Here is a 17491-nt window from a genome sequence, read left to right as displayed (position 1 = left end):
AGTCTGTTTAAGAATTACTACTTAAACGAAGATACGACAGAGAAATTATTTTAATTCAAAACCGGAGGGCGTTATCTTGGAAAAAGGACCTTTAAGTTCTTACCTTTATTCCATGTCCAAACTCGATAGGTCTTTAGTCAGTTTAAGACGCAAAATTAAGGGTGAACTCCACTGGGATGATTTTCACAAGCAACTCTATGCTACAGACGCCTCGGTTTATAGAGCTTTGCCAACAGCAGTTGCTTATCCAAGGACTGAAGGAGACCTTAAGGCTCTTGTTGAGTTTGCAAATACTCACAGCATTAGCTTGACGGCCAGAACTGCTGGAACCTCTCTAGCTGGTCAATGTGTAACAGACGGTATCGTCTTAGACTTTTCAAAACACTTTACCCAGGTCCATGATATAGATATCGCCAACAAACAAGTTACCGTTGCTCCAGGGGTCATTAGAGACGCGCTTAACGAGCAGCTGGCAGCTCATGGTTTGCTCTTCGGACCCAATACCTCAACCTCAAACCGCTGTATGCTCGGAGGCATGGTGGGTAATAACTCTTCTGGAACAACCTCTATCCGCTATGGTGTAACTCGTGACAAACTGCTAGCGTTAGAAATGATTCTTTACGATGGCAGTAAAGTCAGTCTTAAGGAGGAATCTATAGAATCCTTTAACCAAATAGCAGCTTTGGGAACGGCGCTGGGTAAAATTTACAGGCAGCTCAAGGAATTACTCGAATCTGAAGACGCTCAGCAAAAGATCCATAAGGTCTTCCCTAAGAAAGAAATACATCGCCGAAATACCGGCTACGCCTTAGATGCACTTTTAGAAATGGAACCCTTTGGAGGTGACACCCCTTTTAATTTGGCAAAACTTATTGCCGGCAGTGAGGGGACCTTAGGTTTGGTGACTAAGATCACTTTGGCTCTGGATGAACTTCCGCCCAAACACCGGGCTATGATCGCTCCGCAGTACGCAAGCGTTGAAGCTTGTTTAAAAGACGTGGCACCGCTGATGCAACACAACTTGTACAGTTGCGAGCTAATGGATAAGAAGATCCTGGATTGTACCGTGAATAACGCCAAGTATAGTCCGTACCGCGCATTTATAGAAAAAGACCCTCAGGCCGTTTTGTTGTTGGAAGTTTGCGAACAATCGCCGGAGTCTTTAGAGCATTCACTTCAGGAACTTATCAAATCCATAGAAGCGTCTGGAAATGCTTATGCACTGCCCGTATTAGAAGGGTCTCAGATCGATCAGGCTATGGAGCTTCGTAAAGCAGGGCTTGGGCTCTTAGGGAATATGATCGGCGATGCTAAGGCTGTGGCGTGTATTGAAGATACTGCGGTTGCTGTGGAAGACCTTTCTGAGTATATCTCTGATTTTACTCAGCTCATGCGTGAGTTTGATCAAGAAGTGGTCTATTATGCCCATGCCGGAGCAGGAGAGCTTCACTTAAGACCGATTCTTAACCTCAAGCAATCTAAGGATGTACAGAAATTTAAAGACATTACAGCTGCAGTTGCAGCTCTGGTGAAAAAATACCGCGGCTCCTTGTCTGGAGAACACGGTGATGGAATTGTCCGTGGGTCGTTACTGCCGGAGATGCTTGGAGACGAGGTCTACGCCTACATTAAGTCCGTTAAAGAAGCCTTTGATCCTAAAGGTATTTTCAATCGTGGAAAGATTGTGGATGCCTGGGCTATTGAACAGCGACTTAGATATGTACCCGATCGTAAAGAGCCAGAAGTAGCAACCTTTTTAGACTTTAGTGAAAGTCAAGGCTTGCTGCGTGCTGCGGAGCAATGCAACGGCTCTGGAGATTGCAGAAAACTGCCGGGCAACGGAACCCTGTGCCCGAGTTATCACGCAACTCGTGATGAAAAAGATACCACTAGGGCTCGCGCAAATGTATTGAGAGAATTACTGACCAACACCTCCAACGAAAACCCATTTACCAAGCCTGAGCTTCACAAAGTGATGGATCTTTGTATCAGCTGCAAGGCCTGTAGTAGTGAATGTCCGAGCAATGTCAATGTGGCCAAGTTCAAGGCGGAGATCCAATACCAACAGCGCAAAGAAAAAGGGGAGAAGCGCCGTGATCGCTTTTTTGCAAAAAGCGACAAAAAGATGGCAGTTATGGCCAGGTATCCAAAACTTAGTAATCTTTTGGTCATCCGTGGAGCGATCATCAGGCCCCTCAAATTCTTTTACGGCATAGATCTGAGACGAAAACTCCCTAAGCTCAGCACACATAAATTTAAATTCAATGCGGTCGTCAAAACTAAGAATGACTCTTTAACTCGCGTATTCTTGTTTGTGGATGAGTTCTGTGAGCACTTTGATAAAGAGGTCGCCCAAGATGCCTATGATCTGCTTACTGGTCTGGGGTATACCGTAGAGCCAATTCGCGGATACAACAGTGCTCGAGCGCTGCTGTCCAAAGGTTATTTCGAGGAGGCTTCTGAGCTTATCGATAAAAACGTGGCTAAACTTGCTACTCAATTAGGAGCAAATGACCTATTAGTAGGAATAGAGCCCTCTGCCATATTGGGCTTTAGAGACGAATACCGATATATGAGCTCGGATAAAGCGACGGCGGAGAAGTTGGCGCAGAAGGCATTGCTTATCGAAGAATTTATAGCTCAAGAGGCTGCTGCGGGCTATATTTCCTCGGCGCAATTTACTCAAGATGAGGCTCGCGTTAAGATCCACAACCATTGCTACCAAAAGGCTTTGAGCGATCAAAAATGCACCTTTGATATGCTGAATCTCCCTCAGAATTACAAACCCACAATCATTCCTTCTGGTTGCTGCGGAATGGCGGGCAGCTTTGGGTATGAGAAGGAGCACTATGAGATCAGCATGAAAATCGGGCAGCAAACCTTGTTTCCAGCGGTGATCAATGCTACTTCAGATACCTTAATTGCTGCAAATGGAACTAGTTGCAGACATCAAATTCACGATGGCGCCAAAAAGATGGCACAGCATCCGATAACTATACTTAAAAAGGCACTTAAGACTTAGTGATTCCTAAGAATGCAGAGATCATTTCTGGCATAACCTCAGAATCAACCATTTCTGTCTGATCCAATTTCATAACGCGCTCTCTGGTTTTATAGGAGAATAGCTTCCAGGTCTGGTTGTTGTACTCCAATGCAGTGAGGTTCTCCACCCAGTCGCCACTGTTTAAATACAAGGTTCGGCCTTTTTTATTCTTTACTTTTCTGATCGCTGGCTGATGAATATGCCCGCATACAACAAAGTCATATTCATTCTCAATAGCGAGCTCAGCGGCGGTTTCCTCAAAATTACTAATGAACTTTACTGCGGATTTGACACTGTTCTTGATTCGCTTGGAAAGCGAGTACTTATCCCGACCGATCAAGTTTAAAAACCAGTTTAAAGCTCGATTCATTAAAATCAAGAAGTCGTACCCCCAACCCCCAAGTTTAGCAAGCCATTTAGCGTGTTTTATGGAAGCGTCAAATACATCACCATGGAAGAACCATGCTTTTTTATCATCCAATTTCAACACCAGTTTATCCATTATGTGCAAGTTACCCATACGTGTATCACTAAACTTTCTGAGCTTTTCATCGTGATTGCCAGTGAGATAATACACTTTGGTTCCTTTTGCAGCAAGGGCGAGGATCTTCTTGATCACCAGCATATGAGATTTGGGAAAGTAGCGTTTTCTAAACTGCCAAATGTCTATAATGTCCCCATTAAGGATTAATACTTTGGGCTGTACTGAGTTTAAATAATACAGCAGTTCACGGGCATGACATCCATAAGTTCCCAAATGGACATCAGAAATTACCACCACTTTTACCTTCCGTTTCAATACTGTAGATTTAGTATTACAAAGGGCGCAATTTTTTTAAAAGAAGTGGTTAGTGATTTATTACGAGTAGGTTGCAAAACTGTTACCGCTTTTTGGGCTTTGTTTCCTGAATATTAAGCGGTTCGTAGCTTTTAATATTCCAACCGATAAATTACCTTTGTGTCTGATCGATTATCATGGCAGGAAATACTTTTGGAACTGTTTTTAAACTCACCACTTTTGGTGAATCCCACGGACCGGCTTTAGGCGGAATTATTGATGGGTGCCCGGCGGGCCTAACTGTTGATTTTGATGCTATTCAGGCAGAAATGATCCGTAGAAAACCGGGGCAATCCGCAATTGTGACCCAACGCAAAGAACCGGATCAAGTAAAATTCTTATCGGGAATCTTTGAGGGCGTTACCACGGGGACTCCTATCGGTTTTGTTATTGAAAACACCAACCAAAAGTCCAAAGATTACAGCCACATAAAAGATACCTACAGACCTTCTCACGCAGATTACACCTATCAGAAGAAATATGGACTTCGAGATTACAGAGGAGGAGGAAGATCTTCTGCACGAGAAACAGCCTGTCGCGTTGTGGCTGGGGCTTTGGCCAAACAACTGCTCGGTAACATCAGCATCAATGCATACGTATCTGCTGTTGGTGACCTTCAATTAAATAAACCCTATCAAGATTTGGATTTTTCTTTGACTGAGAGCAATCCAGTAAGATGTCCAGATCCCGCAATGGCTGAGCAAATGGAAGCTTTGATTCGAGAGATCCGCAAAGAAGGCGATACCGTTGGCGGAAGTATTAGTTGTGTGATCCAAGGAGTGCCCGTTGGTTTAGGTGAGCCTGTTTTTGACAAACTCCATGCGGAGTTGGGCAAAGCCATGCTTTCTATCAATGCCGTTAAAGGATTTGAGTACGGATCCGGTTTTGAAGGTACCCGCTTAAAAGGAAGCCAGCACAATGATCTATTCAACGCAGACGGTTCTACCAAGACCAATCACAGCGGTGGGGTGCAAGGCGGAATCAGCAATGGAGAAGATATTTACTTTAATGTAGGTTTTAAACCTGTCGCTACCATCATGCAAAAACAGGAAGCCCTCAACAGTGAGGGAGCACTGGTAGAAATGCAAGGCAAAGGAAGACACGACCCTTGTGTAGTTCCACGTGCGGTACCTATCGTAGAGGCAATGGCCGCCTTGGTATTGGCAGATGCGTGGTTATTAAATAAATTGGCTAAATTGTAAGCCAAACCCACTTATATATGAAAAAAATGGCTTTACACTGGAAGATCCTCATTGGGATGCTTCTGGGAATTATCTTCGGATTTATAATGACGAGTGTATCCGGAGGTAAGGAATTCGTTGGCGACTGGATCAATCCTTTCGGAACCATCTTTGTAAAGCTCTTGAAACTCATAGCAATACCTCTGATCTTGGCTTCCTTGATCAAAGGGATCTCTGATTTAAAAGACATTTCTAAATTCAGAAATATTGGTCTAAGAACCATTGTGACTTACATTTTAACTACAGTAATCGCAATTTCCATTGGTCTTGTTTTAGTAAATATAGCCCAGCCAGGTGACGGTATTTCTGAGGAGACGGTAGCAAAACTGTCGGAAACCTATGCGGATAATTCCAGCCTGAATTCAAAGATTCAAGAAGCAGGGAAGGACCGTGGACCTTTGCAGTTTTTAGTAGAAATGGTTCCTGATAACGCCTTCAAGGCCTTTAGTAACAATGGACTCATGTTACAGGTGATCTTTTTCACCATTCTCTTTGGAATCTCCATGCTTTTGATTGGAGAAAAGGCCGCCAAACCTTTAAAAGATCTTTTTGATTCCCTCAATGATGTGGTTTTGAAAATGGTAGACTTGATCATGTTGAGCGCTCCTGTTGCTGTATTCGCTCTTTTGGCGCAGGTAGTGGTGACTGCAGACGATCCTGAAATTCTAAAACGACTCCTATTTTATGCCGGGATTGTAGTTGCTGGCCTGATTCTTATGATCTGCTTCTATATGATCTTGGTAGCTACTGTAGCCAAAAAGAATCCGATCTGGTTTTTAAAGCAAATAAGTCCCGCACAGTTGTTGGCCTTCTCTACGAGTTCTAGTGCAGCGACCTTACCTGTGACTATGGAACGAGTGGAAGAGCATATAGGTGTGGATAAGGAGGTTTCCAGTTTTGTGCTTCCCGTAGGAGCGACCATCAATATGGATGGTACCAGTCTCTACCAGGCTGTAGCTGCTGTGTTCATTATGCAAGTGCTCTGGCCAGAAGGACTGGTCTTTAGTAATCAGCTGACCATTGTACTGACCGCACTTTTGGCTTCCATTGGATCTGCGGCTGTACCTGGCGCTGGAATGGTGATGTTAGTCATAGTCTTGGAAGCAGTAGGTTTCCCTGCAGAAATGATGCCTATTGCCTTAGCTTTGATCTTTGCGGTAGACCGTCCTTTGGATATGTGTAGAACGGTAGTTAATGTTACTGGTGATGCAACAGTTTCCATGCTTGTCGCCAAGTCTGTGGGCAAGCTAGGAGATCCAAAACCAAAGGATTGGGACGACCATTATGAGGAGGTGAAATAGGCCTTTGAACCTGATTTTCTGTCCTTTAACGAAAGTAACTACAAGTTTATGAATTGGTAACTTGAAGTTAATTTTTTTCGCGTAGATTGTCCCAAATTTTCAATCCAATGCGTTCTTTATTAACCTCACTTTTCTTCCTTATAGGCTGCATTACCTTTGCCCAAGTAGGAATAGGAACAACCGATCCAAGCGACGCCGCAATGCTGGAAGTATCCAGTTCTACAGACGGCACGAATTTTAAAGGTTTTATGCCTCCACGTGTAAGCTCTATTGCAGAGCGTACTACCATCAACCCTGGCGTTGATGACGTTGGCCTACTGATTTTCTTAGCCGATGCCACCAACGGAAACTACTGTTTACAGATCTGGGGTGGAACTGCTTGGGAAGATGTTTACTGTCTTTCAAGCCCTGTAATTGGTTCTGAGGTATACTATACAGTGAGTTCACAAACGCTTTCTGAAGGAAGTGGCCGTGTGGATCTGCAATTCACTATTGATAATCCCTCACCAACTGACGCGATTACAATCACTATTGATGCCGACGATTATACCGATCTAATAGAGTCCGCAGCTCAGACGGTGATCATTCCGGCAAATACCACCGCATATACAGCAGCCGTATTCAGTATTGATGACGATACTACCGTAGAAGCGGCAGAAGACGTTGAGTTCACCATTAGCACTATCTCAGGGGGCTTAGGAACAGCAACTATTGGAACTCCTAGTGTGCACACTTTAACGATCTTAGATGACGATGGTACTTCTGCCTTGCCCTACACCGAGTCTTTTGAGACGGACGGTTCTGGGGTTCGCTACGCCTTAAGCGAAACACAGGCAATTGATGCGGGCGATGATGATTATTTTTCTCGAGCGCGTTTAAGTGATTTTCCATATACAGGGAACAATACGGTTTCTTTTTTAGGTTCCCCGGATGGAGATTATTTCTTTGCCGCTCAAGATATTGATGGCGTTCCGGGTTATTCCAGTGCCACTCAAACCTTGACCATCACAGGAATCGACATTACTGGGGGTATAAACCTTGAAATGGACGTGCTTTTGGCGGAAGACGATGATGCTACTAACCAAGACTGGGATAGTGGAGACTTAGTTACTTTCGAATACCAAATAGACGGCGGAGGTTATCAGAACCTCTTACAAATTGCATCAACGGGTGCCACGAATACAGAACCTGCTATAGACACTGATTTTGATGGAGTAGGAGATGGTACAGTACTGACAGAGACTTGGGCAGATTTTAATGCTTCTATCACAGGTACGGGTACAACTTTAGATATCCGAATTACTTTCACGCTAAACGCTGATGATGAAGATATCGGGATTGATAACATAAGGATCACCAGTAACTAAACATAAAAAAAAGGGCCGCTAAGGCCCTTTTTTAATTTTACACTTCTTTTTGAATTATCCTTGCTTTTGGATCTCCACTTGATGTGGGTAAGGAATTTCAATTCCAGCAGCATCTAAGGCGATCTTCGCATTTTCAAGGGTGTTGAAGTAAACCGTCCAATAGTCTTCAGTTTTCACCCATGGGCGTACAGCAAAGTTTACGGAACTGTCTGCGAGCTCAGAAACGTCTACTGTAGGAGCAGGATTGCTCATAACTTCTGCTTGATCAGTCAATACTTTCATCAAGACCTCTTTGGTCTGCTTAATGTCTGAATCATAAGAAACACCAATAGTGTGACGGATCTGCAGTGTTCCTTCTGCAGAGTAGTTAATGATGTTTCCGTTAGAAAGCGCCCCGTTTGGAAGAATGATCAATTTATTATCTGGAGAAGTAAGCTTGGTCGTAAAGATCTCAATCTCCTTTACTACTCCGAGTTCTCCTTGTCCTTCGACAAGATCTCCCACTTTAAAAGGCTTGAAGATCATGATCATCACGCCACCGGCAAAGTTGGAAAGCGAACCTTGAAGTGCCATACCGATGGCCAAACCAGCAGCGGCTAATACAGCAGCAAAAGAGGTGGTTTCAATCCCTAGGTTGGCTAGAATGGCCAGGATAAGTAATACTTTTAGGATCCATCCGCAGAGATTCAACAAGAACTTCTGTAGACTTTCCTCATAGCTCGACTTATTCATGGCCTTGCGCGCTACGCCCAGCAGTCTTTTGATAATCCAGGATCCAACGATCCATATCACTATAGCCCCAATGACCTTGAGGCCGTACTGGGTAGCTAATTCACTAACTTGATCTATAATTTTATCAGTATCCATTGTGTATGTTTTTTGTAAATGTACGATTGCCTTTAAAAAATCATAGTGCAGTCATTTAATTTTTATATCATTACAATGTAAATTGCAGAAAAGTTCGATAAACTTCAATCACCAACCAATTATGAATGTTTGTTTTATCATGTATCCTTGGGAGGATATGGACCCAGAGAACGACACTACCTTGTCGCTCATTCATGAATTTGTACGCCGCGGTCACGGTACGGCCATAACAACGCCTGCTAATTTGACCATTCGCGACAGTGTAGCTTATGCCTTTTGTCGTTGTATTAAACGTCCAGAAAAAGTATCAAAGAATTTAAAGTCCTTCCACGCCAAAACGGAACTCTATGAAGAGATGCTTCCTTTGGCCGGTTTTGATGTGATCATTTTAAGATCCAATCCACCATTGGACATGATCATGTTGAACTTCTTGGATTCAGTAAAGGATGATGTTTTCATTATGAACGATCTGGATGGAATCCGCAGAGCCAATAACAAACTCTACACAGCGGTTTTTGAAGATGAGAATAATGAGATCATTCCGCGAACTCACGTTACAAAGAATAAAAAATACCTCAAGAAGATCATCAAAGAAGGACCGGACAAGATGATACTTAAACCGCTTAATGGTTTTGGCGGTTCGGGTGTAATTCTCATTGAGAAGCGCGCGATGTTGAGTATCAACTCCTTGCTCGATTTTTATATTGACAACAATGACGGTACCACCAATTATGTGATCTTACAGGAATATATAGAAGGCGCAGATCAAGGAGATGTGCGTATACTGTTGCTCAATGGGCGTCCAATTGGCGCTATGAAGCGTGTGCCTGGAGCAGAGGATCACCGCTCTAATGTGAGCGCTGGTGGCTCGGTACAAAAACACAGCCTAACCAAGCAAGAAAAAGAACTCTGCCGTAGAATTGGACCCAAATTGGTCAAAGACGGCCTTTATTTTGTAGGGATCGATGTGATCAACGGCAAGCTGGTTGAAGTGAATGTGATGTCTCCTGGAGGAATTACATACATCAATAAAGTGTACAAAACACGTCTGCAAGAAAAGGTGATTGACTTTGTGGAAGATAAGGTCTTAGAACGCGTAAAAGCATTTGAACGCCGCACCAAGTTGCGCAAACACGTGGATGAAGCCTAATGGAAAGACTCAGCGTAGATCAAATCATTGCCCATATCCAAGCGGAGCGGCCTTTTCATGCCGTAGCTGAGGATTATTCTTTTACCCTGAAGATCGACGATTATGTGCCATATGTATGTGGTGCTGTACATGATGGACACCAGTTTAGAGAAGAGCTTTGGGACAATTGCCTGCACACGGAATACGAACGTTGGTTTGAGGAAGACCCGGAGACCAAGAATATGGTTATTAGTCATCCCATTGTCATAGCCGGTTGCGATTCGCGATTTGAGTACGATTTGAATCGTGCGCCAGAATCCGCTATTTATGAGGATGCATGGGGGAAGAAGCTTTGGAGCGCTCCATTGGACCCGGCCATGAAACAGCGAAGCCTTGACAAGCATCACAATTTCTATCGTGTGGTTCAAGCTTTAATTGACCAATTGGAGCGCAAGCACAAAAGTGTTATTGTCTATGATATGCACTCTTACAATTGGCGTCGTTGGGATCGTGAAGTGCCTGTGATCAATTTAGGTACTAAAAACATTGATAACGATCGTTTTGGTTCTCATGTGGAATCCTGGCGCGTGAGTTTGAGTGAGCTGGTTATCCCAGGTGGAATAGAAGCGACCTCAAAAATCAACGATACCTTTGAAGGCAATGGCTACTTTTTAAAATACATTACCCAACATTTTGACAATACTTTGGTACTGGCCACGGAATACAAAAAGATCTATTGTGATGAACTCAAGCAGATCATTTACCCCGAGGTAGTACATGCGATCGAAGAGCAGATGAGAGACCGCGTAAAGGCCCATGCTACGGCCTTTTACAATGAATTTTCGCGTTAATTTATGATTGATTCCCTAAAAGAGACCCATCCGAAGTTATTTGAAATAGATCAGCAATTGCACCAATTGGTACGCAAGATTGAATTGCTGAACTATGTCAATCCCATCAATATAGAAGATCAAAAGCGACAGTTCTTTGCACATCGCTACAATTTGGAACCGAATTTTCGCTACCGCAAGATCGATTTTGATCCGCATCTATTACAGCGAGAACTTTATTCTATTAAGATCGATGAGTTAGAAGATCAGGCCAGTTACAGCTTTTACAAAGAAGTAATTGATGAATACTCTGCGCTTATTAAATGTATTGAGACCATTGGGCAAGGGAAGAAATTCTATTACAATTCACTCCGCAGCTTTGGAACGCCAAGGCAGAGAGATGTTGAGAATGCACGTTTTATTCTTCATTTTGAGGACGAGGTCTATAACAATGAAATGTTCCCTGTTTATGGGGTAGAAGAGGCGGAGGCTTATTTTAAAGAATTCACCAAACGCTACGATTTTAAATTCAAGATCAAACTAAGTACCAAACTCAGTGCCGCGGCTATGGTGCTGAACAATACCCAGACCTTGGTTTTGAAAAAGAACCATCGATTCAGTGCCAATCAGCTTAAAGTATTGGCCAATCATGAGATCGGGGTGCATATGGTGACCACCTTTAACGGAATGCGACAGCCGGTACAGCTCTTCTTTAACGGCTTTCCAAACAATGTGGAGACACAAGAAGGCCTTGCGGTAATGAGCGAGTATATGAGTGATTGTTTGACCTTGTATCGTTTAAAAGAGCTCGCGTATCGCGTTTTAGCGGTAGATAGCCTGCTTAAAGGATATAACTTCTGCGACACTTTTGATCTGCTTTATGCGCAATATAAACTCAATAAGGATGAAGCCTTCTCCATTGCCCTGCGCGTACATCGGGGTGGCGGGTATACCAAGGATTATCTTTATTTGACAGGCTTGAAGAAGATCTATGACTTCTACCACCGTGGAGAAGATCTCAATACCTTACTCACCGGTAAGGTGACCTTAGAGAACAAGCCGCTCATTGATCTGTGGCTTAAAGAAGGAATTGCCTTAGGGCCAAAGTACCATAATCACGCTTTTGAAAAGAATGACAACACCAATACCAAGATCGATTTCATCTTACAGAACTTAAAATAAAAAAGGCCCGCGAGGGGCCTTTCTTTTTTAGAGATTGATCATTTCTTCTTTTGGGTGTTTTACGGTAAAGCTAAAGCTCTTTTCACCCGTAGCTTTCGGCGGCAGCTTTAAAGTCCAACGTATGATTCCAGTCTGTTCGTTATAGTTTCCATCGCCGTAGGCCATGTCTTCTACTTTGATCTCTTTGTTTTGAGAGATCGGGATCCGATCTTCAATAATCAGCTCCACATCAATAGGTTTGTTGTTCTTGGCGGTGATCTCATAAGCCCGATCTAGTACTCGGTTTCCACCTAAGAAAGACTTACTTTTAAAGTTCTGCTTCTCTTTACGAGCAATCACAATGGCATTGTCTGGCCCTAAGGAAACTTGAATTCCTTTACTAGCTACGTTTGGATTGATCAGCGTCTTTCCCGCAAAATTTCCATCAAAGTAAATATTGGCCTCTCCTTGCAAAAGGTCATAAGCCTCCCAGTTTTTGATTTTTGCTGTTAAGAATACATTTTCATTCAGGGCCGGAGCAGCATAATAACTGAAGTCTGCCGCTAACTCAAATTTGTCTAGGTCTATCGCGGTGATCTTAGCATCTGAATTGATGGTGTGCGTCTTTGGAATTTCAAAACGCATGGTGGTTAAGCCTGCGAACTTTACATTTCCAACTCCGGTCAAGCCTTCCCCGGACTTGGTAGTGATCACCACTACACCGTTACGCCCGGCGGTTCCGTAAAGTGTGGCTGCTGCGGTTCCTTTCAGGACGTTTACATCAATGATATCTTCCGGTTGAATGTCTAAAAAGCTTGTATTACCGAGACTTCCTTCTAAATTCAAAGCATCTGAACTGTATGGAATTCCATCAATAATGAACAAGGCCTCATCAGATCCGGTAAGACTACTGTAGCCTCTGATAACCACACTAGTCGCGCTGCCGTTGGCTCCACTTTGCGAAGTAATATTAACACCGGCAGCTTTGCCACTCAATGCGCTGGCAACTCCGTATTGACTATAACCTGCTAGATCGTCTGCTGTTACAGTTGATACTGCATAACCCAGAGCCTTAGCTTCTCTGCGGATGCCTTGGGCAATGACTACTACTTCTTCTAAAGCTTCTGGGTCTTCCTGCATTTGGAGGTCCATTCTTGAGGCATAAATAGGATTCACAACAGATTCAAAACCTATATAACTGTAGACTAAATTACGTCCGCCTTGAATGTTTAGTGTGTAATTCCCGTCAAAATCGGTTTGGGTTCCGTTGGAGGTGTTCTGTTCAATGATGTTGACTCCGGGTAGCGGTAATCCGGTGGCATCTACTACGGTTCCGCTTACTTTGCGGATGGTTGGGTTGTACTTTACAGCACTGCTCTGTGCAGGCAAACTGCTGCTAAAGCTGGTTCCAAAGTTTAAGTATTTAGGTGATAAAACAGGCTTGGTATTGTTGGTGGTGGGATCTCCGGTGGAAAGGATCAGGTTGATGTCTTTCCAGTCCGAGCCAGTTTGTTGATATACATTGGCTTTGTAAAGAATGTCCACAGGAGCCGTCGTGCTAGTAGCACGAATATCATAAGTAGGATACCAGCCAGCGGTAGCTACGGTATAACTCACACTTAGCTCAATTGCTGTTGCTACAGGCGCATCGATAATAAACTCAATAACTCCGCGTTTTTCATTCTTTTCGGTCTGCAATGCGGTCATTTCTCGGTACAGATCCACTTTGATCAGTTTTAAACTGTCAATCTCATACTGAAGATTCAACAACTCATTGTTGATGGTAATGGTACGATCTCTGTAGTATTGCGTCATTTCTTTAACGCGCTCAATCGAGATATTGCTCTGGTCTCCGTGAATCACTTGATTCTTCCCTAGGATCTTGAGTTCTTCTTTATATCCTGCAACGGTGTTATTGATAAATTTAATGGAGCGCTCTATCTGATCTTGTTTGAGTTGCAGCGCTTGATAAGTCTGTGAGGGCGCTTTTTTCTCCAGGTAATCAATGCGATACAGTATAGAACGCACACTGGCGTTGTTTAGGCCAGAGATCTGAATGGAATTCTCATCAATATCTGGTGCCAGATCCTTTAAAAGCAAGCTGTTTTCACCACTTTTTAAAAAGACGCTTCCGCTGCGTGTTACGGTAGCACCCTCGCGATAAACAGTTACGGATTCTATTTTAGTTTCAACCGGATTCTTTTCTGTGGCCCAGCCGGAAAAGCTCAATAATACTAAGAGTAAAGGTATAATTCTTCTCATGGCGATACATTTTAGTTTGGTGTAAAACTAGCCTGAGAACTAGGGGGTAACAAGACAGAATGATTGAACAGTGCTTTTGACTAAGCCTGTCACGCTAGCGGATGAGGGATCAAAGAAATTTGGCCTTCAATTCTGGCGTGGGGATCATACAGCTCTCTTTTTTGCCGTACCATTTATAGCGGTTGCGAGCAATAAAGTCATAGACCCAATTTCTAATGAAGTTTGGGATGATCATAAAACCGTAGAGCAGGGGATAGCCTCCCTTCATGTATTTTGCAATGCGCAAGGCAGCCGAAGATTTGGTATACGCTTTGCCTTGATCTATAAGGATGATGGAGTCTACTTGAGCGGTGTCAATACCGTGTTCGGCTACTAAGGCTTGCCCAATATCACTTTGCAACGCAGCGAACCTAAAGCGGTCTTTCGGGTCGCGTTTGATCACATAGGTCACCGCACCATTACAGAGGTTACAAACCCCATCAAACAGAATTATTTTATGTCCGTCTGCCTGACTCATACTTTCTCCAATTGGGTTACTGATACTTTAGTCGTAAAGATACCGTAATTCACTACAGCAGTATCTTTTTCAATGGCGTCCAAGGTTCCAATGGCTTTGCCATCGATCATGCGCACGCGGTCTCCAATCTTTGGCAATACCTTAGGTTTGGCAGCCTCTTGCTTGGTTTGCTGCGCTTTTTCTTTCTTTTTGCGCTTGCGAATCACCGCCATCTCTTTTTCCACTTCTTCTTTAAGTTGATGCTTTTTAGCCTTGTCTTCCTTTTTCTTAGCTGGAGCTTTAGGTTTATTAACGGGTTTGCGCTTTGCATTCTCAACGGCAACCAACTTCATGACCTCGTCAATGAGCTGGCGTTTGCGTTTGTGGTTGGCAAAAGAAGCCGCAATGGCATCGATCTTTTTTCCCAATTGGATCATGCGTTGTTGACTATCAAAGAGTTCCTGATAGCGCTCTAGCTTCTGTTGCACTTTCTGCTGGGTTTCTTCCAGCTGACGGGTTTCTTCTTTGGCCTTTTCTGCTTCGGATTTTAAACTGGCTGTAGTTTTACGGATCTCAGAGCGTTCTTTTTGCAGATTGGCAATGGTCTTGTCAAAACGCACCTTTCCGGCGGCGATCTTCTTTTTAGCTCGATTGATGAGTCCATAGGGGATCCCATTCTTTTGAGCCACCTCAAAGGTGTATGAGCTTCCCGCTTCTCCGGTAAATAAGGTATAAAGTGGTTCGAGCGACTTAGGATCGAACTGCATATTGGCATTTAAGGCATGCGGCAATTCACTGGCCAACAGCTTGAGATTGGTGTAGTGGGTGGTGATGATCCCAAAAGCCTCACGCTGGTAAAACTCCTCTAAGAAGGTCTCCGCCAGAGCTCCTCCAAGTTCGGGATCAGAACCGGTACCAAACTCATCGATCAGGAATAAGGTCTTGCCGTTGCACTTCTTGAGGAAGTAATTCATTTGTTTGAGTCGGTAGCTGTAAGTACTCAAGTGATTGTCAATGGACTGATTGTCTCCAATATCACTCAAAACCCGGTCAAACCAACCAAAACTGCTGGTCGGGTCCACAGGAACTAAAATTCCAGACTGCAACATGAGCTGTAACAAGCCGACAGTTTTTAAGGTGATACTCTTTCCCCCAGCATTAGGTCCGGAGATCACAATGATGCGTTTGTCATTGGTTAAACTCAAGGTTTGAGGAATAGTCTTCTCCTTTCGCTTGGCATTGCTGACCAATAAAAGAGGATGGTAAGCATCCTTGAGTATTAACTGTTTTTCACCGGCAATTCTCGGCTTGCAGGCGTTAATGGACAAGGCGTATTTGGCCTTAGCATAGAGTACATCGATCTGTGTCAAATAAGACTGACCATCACGAAGATCTTCTAAAGATGGACGGTGCAGATCTGTGAGTTCTTTGAGAATCTTTTTGATAGCCTCGGCTTCTTCATAAAGTAGGTTGCTGAGTTCGTTCTCATATTCCAAGGTTGCTCGGGGCTCCATATAAACAATGCTTCCCGTTTTAGAACTCCCTACAACAACACCTTTGACCTTTCTGCGGTGCATGGCTTTTACCGCCAAAACACGTTTGCCTTCTACAACACTTTCACGAATCTCATCCAAATGATCACTTTTGATCGCAGCTGTTAAAGCACGATTAAAGGAACTGCTGATCTGCCCACGTACGTGCTTGAGGCGCTTACGGACCTCAAAGAGTTGTTCTGAGGCATCGTCTTTGATCAAGCCATGTCTGTCAACTACTTGATCAATCGCAGCCTTTAAATGAACACAGAGTACCACATCCTCGGCTTGATCGTGTAATTCAACATAGAACTCTCTATTCTTTTTAAAAAAGCGCTGCAAGGTGTCAATAGTGGCGATCTGCGCTGCGACCTTTCTAAAGCCTTCGAGTTCTATTTGACTGTTCTCAATATCCAAAAGATGGATTTCCCGGTCTATGGAATCAAAACCGTGATTGGGAATGCGGTTGTCTCCACTAAGTGAAGCCAAGAATTCTCGTGTCTGCTCTAAAGCCACAAGGGCAGGGGCTTTGCTTTTAAAAGGCTGCAATGCGCCTACAGCTTCTTTACCAGAAGCGGTGATACAACCCTCGGCAATATGCTCCAGCATTTGCGGAAACTCGAGATCTTCTAATGTCTTTTTAGGTATGGAAACCACCTTGAGATTATATTGTAAATTCGTGTTTTAAAAGGCTACAAAAATACGCATTATGCAGGTAAAAATCGAACCCAGTTGGTCTTCTGTATTAGAAGCTGAATTTGAAAAAGACTATTTCAAGTCGTTGACCGATTTTGTCCGCATCGAATATCAGCAGCATACTTGTTATCCTCCAGGAAAATTAATTTTTAACGCCTTTAATGCCACATCCTTTGACCAGGTCAAAGTGGTGATCATTGGTCAAGACCCTTATCACGGGCCTGGACAGGCTGAGGGCCTGTGCTTTTCAGTTCCATCAGGAATTGCCACTCCACCATCCTTGATCAATATTTACAAGGAACTGGAATCCGATATTGACTTTAAAGCGCCGAATCACGGCAATCTAAAACATTGGGCCGACCAGGGAATCCTTTTACTCAACGCAACTTTGACCGTTAGAGCTCATCAAGCCGGTTCTCATCAGAATAAAGGTTGGGAACAATTCACCGATGCTGTTATCCAACAGTTGAATGAAAAACGCGAAGGACTTGTATTTCTGCTTTGGGGCGGCTACGCCAAAAAGAAAGGCCGAAAAATCAACCGAGATCAGCATTTAGTTCTGGAAACAGGACATCCTTCACCGCTCAGTGCGAACCGAGGCTATTGGTTTGGCAATAAACATTTTAGTAAAACAAACGACTATTTGGAAACCCGGGGAACGGCTCCAATTAACTGGTAACGGCGATAGAGAGGCTATTCTTCTTCTGGAACCTCCACTTCACTACAGT

13 protein-coding genes are annotated in these 17491 nt (G+C 43.7%); 8 read left to right on the top strand and 5 right to left on the bottom strand.

Features of this window, described 5'->3' with window-relative positions; all coding sequences use genetic code 11:
* Positions 1-112 precede the first annotated feature (112 nt).
* Positions 113-3022, top strand: a complete 2910-nt coding sequence (locus ACSLP7_RS00565; protein ID WP_435577502.1) for an FAD-binding and (Fe-S)-binding domain-containing protein — start codon at positions 113-115, stop codon at positions 3020-3022.
* On the opposite strand, the gene ACSLP7_RS00560 is transcribed toward ACSLP7_RS00565, so the two are convergent.
* The gene (locus ACSLP7_RS00560) at positions 3012-3842 is read right to left on the bottom strand and encodes a UDP-2,3-diacylglucosamine diphosphatase (RefSeq protein ID WP_435577501.1); all 831 of its coding nucleotides are present in this window, start codon (positions 3840-3842) and stop codon (positions 3012-3014) included. The two genes, ACSLP7_RS00565 and ACSLP7_RS00560, sit on opposite strands and share 11 nt — an antisense overlap.
* A 176-nt stretch (positions 3843-4018) precedes the next feature.
* Between ACSLP7_RS00560 and aroC the strand changes: the two genes are divergently transcribed.
* The 3 genes from aroC to ACSLP7_RS00545 all read left to right on the top strand — a co-directional run bounded on the left by aroC (position 4019) and on the right by ACSLP7_RS00545 (position 7790).
* Positions 4019-5083 (top strand): chorismate synthase, encoded by a 1065-nt coding sequence (gene aroC, locus ACSLP7_RS00555; protein WP_435577500.1) that lies wholly within the window; start codon positions 4019-4021, stop codon positions 5081-5083.
* Between the two features lie 17 nt (positions 5084-5100).
* Positions 5101-6423 (top strand): dicarboxylate/amino acid:cation symporter, encoded by a 1323-nt coding sequence (locus ACSLP7_RS00550; protein ID WP_435577499.1) that lies wholly within the window; start codon positions 5101-5103, stop codon positions 6421-6423.
* 107 nt (positions 6424-6530) lie between these two features.
* A complete protein-coding gene (locus ACSLP7_RS00545) occupies positions 6531-7790 on the top strand; it encodes a hypothetical protein (RefSeq protein ID WP_435577498.1) in 1260 nt (419 codons plus the stop codon).
* A gap of 54 nt (positions 7791-7844) precedes the next feature.
* Here the strand turns inward: ACSLP7_RS00545 and ACSLP7_RS00540 are convergent, their stop codons facing one another.
* Positions 7845-8657, bottom strand: coding sequence for a mechanosensitive ion channel family protein (locus tag ACSLP7_RS00540; protein WP_435577497.1), 813 nt, complete (start codon positions 8655-8657; stop codon positions 7845-7847).
* Between the two features lie 121 nt (positions 8658-8778).
* On the opposite strand from ACSLP7_RS00540, the gene gshB reads away from it, so the two are divergent.
* The 3 genes from gshB to ACSLP7_RS00525 are packed head-to-tail and all read left to right on the top strand — an operon-like array spanning position 8779 to position 11798.
* Positions 8779-9807, top strand: coding sequence for a glutathione synthase (gene gshB / locus ACSLP7_RS00535; protein WP_435577496.1), 1029 nt, complete (start codon positions 8779-8781; stop codon positions 9805-9807).
* Positions 9807-10637 (top strand): N-formylglutamate amidohydrolase, encoded by an 831-nt coding sequence (locus tag ACSLP7_RS00530; protein ID WP_435577495.1) that lies wholly within the window; start codon positions 9807-9809, stop codon positions 10635-10637. The genes gshB and ACSLP7_RS00530 overlap by 1 nt, the downstream gene beginning before the upstream one ends.
* A gap of 3 nt (positions 10638-10640) precedes the next feature.
* On the top strand, positions 10641-11798 hold the full coding sequence (locus ACSLP7_RS00525; RefSeq protein ID WP_435577494.1) for a flavohemoglobin expression-modulating QEGLA motif protein: 1158 nt from the start codon (positions 10641-10643) through the stop codon (positions 11796-11798).
* A gap of 27 nt (positions 11799-11825) precedes the next feature.
* On the opposite strand, the gene ACSLP7_RS00520 is transcribed toward ACSLP7_RS00525, so the two are convergent.
* The 3 genes from ACSLP7_RS00520 to ACSLP7_RS00510 all read right to left on the bottom strand — a co-directional run bounded on the left by ACSLP7_RS00520 (position 11826) and on the right by ACSLP7_RS00510 (position 16724).
* Positions 11826-14039 carry a mucoidy inhibitor MuiA family protein gene (locus ACSLP7_RS00520; protein WP_435577493.1) on the bottom strand — a complete coding sequence of 738 codons (2214 nt, stop codon included), beginning with the start codon at positions 14037-14039 and terminating at the stop codon, positions 11826-11828.
* A 109-nt stretch (positions 14040-14148) separates the two neighbouring features.
* Complete coding sequence (locus ACSLP7_RS00515; protein WP_291186656.1) at positions 14149-14556, bottom strand: thiol-disulfide oxidoreductase DCC family protein; 408 nt, start codon at positions 14554-14556, stop codon at positions 14149-14151.
* Positions 14553-16724 carry an endonuclease MutS2 gene (locus ACSLP7_RS00510; RefSeq protein ID WP_435577492.1) on the bottom strand — a complete coding sequence of 724 codons (2172 nt, stop codon included), beginning with the start codon at positions 16722-16724 and terminating at the stop codon, positions 14553-14555. The genes ACSLP7_RS00515 and ACSLP7_RS00510 overlap by 4 nt, the downstream gene beginning before the upstream one ends.
* Before the next feature lie 52 nt (positions 16725-16776).
* Here ACSLP7_RS00510 and ung point away from each other — a divergent pair, with 52 nt between their 5' ends.
* Positions 16777-17442, top strand: a complete 666-nt coding sequence (gene ung / locus ACSLP7_RS00505; protein WP_435577491.1) for a uracil-DNA glycosylase — start codon at positions 16777-16779, stop codon at positions 17440-17442.
* Positions 17443-17491: the final 49 nt, after the last annotated feature.

This window comes from Gilvibacter sp. (assembly GCF_965601605.1).
GTDB lineage: Bacteria > Bacteroidota > Bacteroidia > Flavobacteriales > Flavobacteriaceae > Gilvibacter.
Note: the sequence above shows the minus strand (reverse complement) of the source record. Positions and strands in the feature narration are given on the sequence as shown.

Coding starts and splice junctions, on each gene's coding strand:
- ACSLP7_RS00565 (WP_435577502.1), top strand. CDS start 113: ATGTCCAAACTCGATAGGTCTTTAGTCAGTTTAAGACGCAAAATTAAG.
- aroC (WP_435577500.1), top strand. CDS start 4,019: ATGGCAGGAAATACTTTTGGAACTGTTTTTAAACTCACCACTTTTGGT.
- ACSLP7_RS00550 (WP_435577499.1), top strand. CDS start 5,101: ATGAAAAAAATGGCTTTACACTGGAAGATCCTCATTGGGATGCTTCTG.
- ACSLP7_RS00545 (WP_435577498.1), top strand. CDS start 6,531: ATGCGTTCTTTATTAACCTCACTTTTCTTCCTTATAGGCTGCATTACC.
- ACSLP7_RS00540 (WP_435577497.1), bottom strand. CDS start 8,657: ATGGATACTGATAAAATTATAGATCAAGTTAGTGAATTAGCTACCCAG.
- gshB (WP_435577496.1), top strand. CDS start 8,779: ATGAATGTTTGTTTTATCATGTATCCTTGGGAGGATATGGACCCAGAG.
- ACSLP7_RS00530 (WP_435577495.1), top strand. CDS start 9,807: ATGGAAAGACTCAGCGTAGATCAAATCATTGCCCATATCCAAGCGGAG.
- ACSLP7_RS00525 (WP_435577494.1), top strand. CDS start 10,641: ATGATTGATTCCCTAAAAGAGACCCATCCGAAGTTATTTGAAATAGAT.
- ACSLP7_RS00520 (WP_435577493.1), bottom strand. CDS start 14,039: ATGAGAAGAATTATACCTTTACTCTTAGTATTATTGAGCTTTTCCGGC.
- ACSLP7_RS00515 (WP_291186656.1), bottom strand. CDS start 14,556: ATGAGTCAGGCAGACGGACATAAAATAATTCTGTTTGATGGGGTTTGT.
- ung (WP_435577491.1), top strand. CDS start 16,777: ATGCAGGTAAAAATCGAACCCAGTTGGTCTTCTGTATTAGAAGCTGAA.